The following is a 4,652-nucleotide window of genomic DNA, read 5'->3' as shown; positions in this document are numbered from 1 at the left end:
GACATACTCATCGCCACTGTTTGACCACAGCGAACGCAGTGAGCGGAGGGAGTTTGGCGATGCACCCCCGAAGCCGAGCTTCTTCGTGGAGTCGGCGCCCCCAGGGGCGTCGACCGCCTCGGCATGAGCCCCCAGCCCAGCCCCTCACCCGCCGCGCCGCGACGAGCCGAGCCGAGCCGCGCCAAGCCTACAGGTTGCTTTCTTTCGTGATGAACCACTGGCCGTCAATCAACTGCCAGGTCACCGATTTGTTCACGACGTCGGAGTAGCCCGACGAGGTGTACGTCTGCTTGAAGCGGGTCTGCGCAACGCCAGGCCCGGTGGCCTGCACGTCGACGTTCTCCAGCTTCACGGTGAGTGGACCGGTCTTCGCCAGCATCGCCTGCCGGCGCGCCTTCCAGGCGTCGACCGAACCCTGCGCCGGCTTGAAGCCCGGTGYATAGAAGCTCAGATAGCGCGGCAGATCCTTGGCCTCCCAGGCCGCCGTCCACGCATTCAGGCGCGCCAGCGGCGAGCTGGCTGGTGCCACCACGGCCGGCAGCGTCGAGACGCCCCCCGCGATCGGCGTGGCCGGGCCGGTACCGGCGGCAGCACGCTTCGACAAGGCCTCGAAATCGATCGGCGGCGAGGTCACGGCATCGGCCGGGCAGCGCCCCGGCGCATCGCCATCGGCCGACCACCCGCTCGCGTCGTCCGGCGCCTCGGGCGCACCCTGGTCGCGCGCCAGCCCGAGCTGGGCGCTCAGCTGGTTCATCGACGCCTGCGTGCGCACGTAAGCCACGCCCAGGTCGTACTCGGCATTCGCATACGAACGCCGCGCGGTGTACAGCTCGTTCTCGGCGTTCAACAGGTCGAGCAGGCTGCGCTGGCCGATGTCGAACTGCTGGCGGTAGGCGTCGCGTGCCTTCTCGATCGCGATCGTGTTGCGGTCGAGATAACCCAGCTGGTCGACCAGCTTGCGGGTGTCGTTGTAGGCGATCTCCACCGTCTGGCGCACATCGCGGCAGACCTTGTCGCGCTGGTCCTCGGCCTGCGTCAGCAACCTGGTCTGCTGGCGCACGCGGGCCTGGTCGGAGCCACCGTTGAACAGATTCCAGTTCAGCACGATCTCGGCAGTGCTGTCGCGGCGCTGGTCCTGCACACCGTCGAAGTTACGGCCGGCACCGGCGCGCACGCGGGCCTCGACCTTCGGCTGGTAGGCGCTCTCGCGCACCGAGACCAGCGAGCGCGCCGAGCGCAGCGATTCGACGCTCGCGCTGATCGTCGGGCTGCGCCGGATCGCCTCGGCCGCCGCCTCGTTCGCGCTGGCCGGGATCGCCTGGCGCAGCGGCACGGGCAGCGGCATCACCGCCGGCGGCGCCTCGCCGACCACGCGCTGGTAGCGCGCCGACACATCATGCAGGTTCGACACCTCGGTCGACAGGTTGGATTCGGCCAGCGCCAGCCGCGCGCCGGCCTGCTCGAGGTCGACGCCCCGGCCGACTCCGGCACGCACGCGCGAGTTGATCTGGTTGAACGCGCTGCGGTGCTGCACGAAATTGTCTTCGGCCAGCGCCACCAGGCGGCGGTAGCGCAGCACGTCGTAGTAGGCGCGCGCGGCTTCGAGTGCGGTCTGCTCGGTGACGTCGACCACCTCGAAGTAGCGGGCCAGCCGCTCGTGGCCGAGACGGCTCACGTCCTTGCTGGTGCCCAGGCCATCCCACAGCAGCTGCGTCAGCGTCAGCGCCGCACCGCTGCGGCTGGTCGACTGGCTCTCGGGCGTGCGCGAATCGATGCTGTCGCGGTCACGGCCGACGTTGGCGCTCAGGTCGAGCCGGGGATAGAAGCCGCCGCGCGAGGCGTCGATCGCATCGGACGACGCGCGGTAGGCATTGAACCGGCCGGTGACTTCAGGGTTGGATGAGACGGCCTTCTGGGCGGCCGCCTTCAGGGCGTCGTTGCTCTGCGCGAGGGTGGGGCCGGTGCACAGCAGTGCGGCAGCGGCGGTGGCGAGCAAGCTCTTGGTCTTCAACTGCATCGTGATCCTGTCTCTGAGCGAACCCATCGGTAAACCCGATCGGAGTGTAGTGGCCGCGCTACAACTGCTCACCCGGGCGCATCGGGAGATCATCAAGGCGCCCACAGTATTTCACGCAATGGGTGCGCGGAGCGGTGTTTCTGCCACAACTCCTCACACACTGCCGGACTCTGGTGCGCCGGCGTGGGGACTCCTCAAGTCGCCGCGCACCATGACGACATCCTTACGTCGGGCCCCACCACATGGATGCACGTGCACGCTGAATCGAACCCCGACGTGATGTCCTGCCGCCGGCTGCGCCGCGGCATCGTCGCGTGGATGGTGGCGGTGGCGCTCGTGCTCGCCGGCGTGCCCTCGGGCGCCTGGGACGCCGACCGCATGCTGGCCGCCGCGCAGCGCATCTCGCCCCGCGCCGTCGACGGCGTGCGCGCGCTGCAGCCGGTGCTGGCCGCCGCCCAGGGGCTGGACGAGCCGGCCAGGCTGCAGACGATCAACGAGTTCTTCAACCGCCGTGTGCTGTTTCGCGACGACACCGAGGTCTGGGGCCAGGTCGACTACTGGGCCAGCCCGCTCGAGACGCTGGGCAAGGGTGCCGGCGACTGCGAGGACYACGCGATCGCGAAGTACTTCAGCCTGCTGGCGCTCGGCGTGCCGATCGCCAAGCTGCGGCTCGTCTACGTGCGGGCGCAGATCGGCGGGCCGAACGGCGTGGTGCAGGCGCACATGGTGCTCGCCTGGTATGCCACGCCGGACGCCGAGCCGCTGATTCTCGACAACCTGATCACCGAGGTGCGGCCGGCGTCGCGGCGGCCGGACCTGACCCCCGTCTTCAGCTTCAACAGCGACGGCCTGTGGCAGGGCGTCGGCCCGCAGGCGGCCGGCGACCCGTCGGTGCGCCTGTCGCGCTGGCGCGAAGTGCTTGCGAAGGCCCGCGCCGAGGGGTTCCAATGAGTCAACGAACGAGGGAGAGAGCATGTCGCTGATCCGCCAGATCTGGTTGTTGCTGCTGGGCACGGTGCTGCTGGCCTTTGCCGGCAGCGTGACCGTCGCGGTCGAATCGGCGCGCGGCTACCTGCAGACCCAGCTGGGCGTGAAGAACGCCGACAACGCGACGGCACTGGCGCTCGCGCTGTCGCAGCAGCATGGCGACAAGGAACTGATGAACCTGCTGCTGGCCGCGCAGTTCGACAGCGGCTACTACAGCCGCATCCGCTTCGTCGCGAGCGACGGCAGCGTGGCCTTCCAGCGCGAGGCCTCCGGCGCCCCGCGCGAGGCGCCGGGCTGGTTCGCGCGGCTGGTGCCGATCTCCGCCCCGCAGGGCGTGGCGCAGGTGTCGGATGGCTGGCGCGCGCTCGGCCGCGTCGAGTTGATCAGCCAGAGCGGCTATGCGCACGACGAGCTGTGGCGCAGCAGCCTGTGGTCGGCGCTGGCGCTCGGCCTGGTCGGGCTGCTGGCGGGCGGTGCCGGCACGCTGATGATCCGGCGCATCCGGCGGCCGCTCGATTCGGTGGTCGACCAGGCGCAGGCGCTGGTGCGCGGCGAGTTCACCACGGTGCCCGAGCCCGGCGTGCCGGAGCTGCGCCGCGTGACGCAGGCGATGAACACGATGGTGGGGCGCCTGYGCATCACGTTCCAGGCGCAGGCCGAGCAGCTGGAAGGGCTGCGCCAGCAGGCCAACTGCGACCGGCTGACCGGCCTGTCGAACCGGGCGCATTTCCTCGGCCAGCTGGCCGTGATGCTGCAGCGCGAGGACGGCGCGGCCGAGGGCGGCCTGGTGCTGCTGCGCGTGCTCGACCTGGCCGGGTTGAACCGGACCCTCGGCCATGCCGAGACCGACCGGATGATCACCACCGTGGCCCAGGCGCTGCGGCCGTACGGCGATCGGGTGAAGGGCTGCTTCATCGGCCGCCTGAACGGCTCGGACTTCGCGCTGTGCCTGCCGGTGGCCGGCATGGCGCGCGAGACCGCGCAGGCGCTGGCCGATGCGCTGAGCCTGGTGCTGCCGAACCTCAGTGCCGAGGCCGGCGTCAGCGTCGGCGCGCTCGAGCTGCGCCGCGAGATGACSATGGCGCAGGTGATGAGCGAGGCCGATGCCGCGCTGGCGCGCGCCGAGAGCCGCGGGCCGTTCGCAGTGGAACTGGGCGGAGAGGGCAGTGTCGCCGTCGCGATGCTGGGCGAGGGCGCCTGGCGCCAGCGCATCCGCGACGCGATCGGCCAGCAGCGCGCCCACCTGGTCAGCTTCCCGCTGGTCAACGTGCGCAAAGACCTGATCCACCTCGAATGCCCGTTGCGCCTGCAGCTGGAGCCGAACGGCGTGTACGAGCCGGCCGCGCGCTGGCTGCCGCTGGCGATCCGCAGCCGGCTCACGGTCGACATCGACGAATGCGCGCTCGCGCTCGCGCTGCGCGATGCGGCGCGCGACGGCAAGCCGCGCTGCGTGAACCTGTCGCCGTCGTCGCTGGCCGACAGCGGCTTCTCGGCACGGCTGCGCGCGCTGCTGTGGAATGCGCCGCAGGTGGCGCGGCTGATCTGGCTCGAGGTGGCCGAGAACGCGGCCGTCGAGCACTTCGGGCTGCTGCAGGAGCTCGGCCGGCAGCTGCGCCCGACCGGCATCCGGCTCGGGCTGGAGCATGCC

Annotated in this window: 3 protein-coding genes; 2 read left to right on the top strand and 1 reads right to left on the bottom strand. The window is 70.7% G+C overall.

From position 1 onward, the window contains the following. Nucleotides 1-187 precede the first annotated feature (187 nt). Nucleotides 188-2,017, bottom strand: a complete 1,830-nt coding sequence (locus AC1D12_RS25285) for a TolC family outer membrane protein (RefSeq protein ID WP_477843638.1) — start codon at nucleotides 2,015-2,017, stop codon at nucleotides 188-190. Nucleotides 2,018-2,296: 279 nt separating this feature from the next. Between AC1D12_RS25285 and AC1D12_RS25280 the strand changes: the two genes are divergently transcribed. Continuing rightward, the gene (locus AC1D12_RS25280; RefSeq protein ID WP_477843640.1) at nucleotides 2,297-2,968 is read left to right on the top strand and encodes a transglutaminase-like cysteine peptidase; all 672 of its coding nucleotides are present in this window, start codon (nucleotides 2,297-2,299) and stop codon (nucleotides 2,966-2,968) included. Between the two features lie 22 nt (nucleotides 2,969-2,990). After that, nucleotides 2,991-4,652: bifunctional diguanylate cyclase/phosphodiesterase (locus AC1D12_RS25275; protein WP_477843636.1), on the top strand; the 1,662-nt coding region annotated here is incomplete at its 3' end.

This window comes from Rhizobacter sp. P1_G5 (assembly GCF_056405435.1).
Note: the sequence above shows the minus strand (reverse complement) of the source record. Positions and strands in the feature narration are given on the sequence as shown.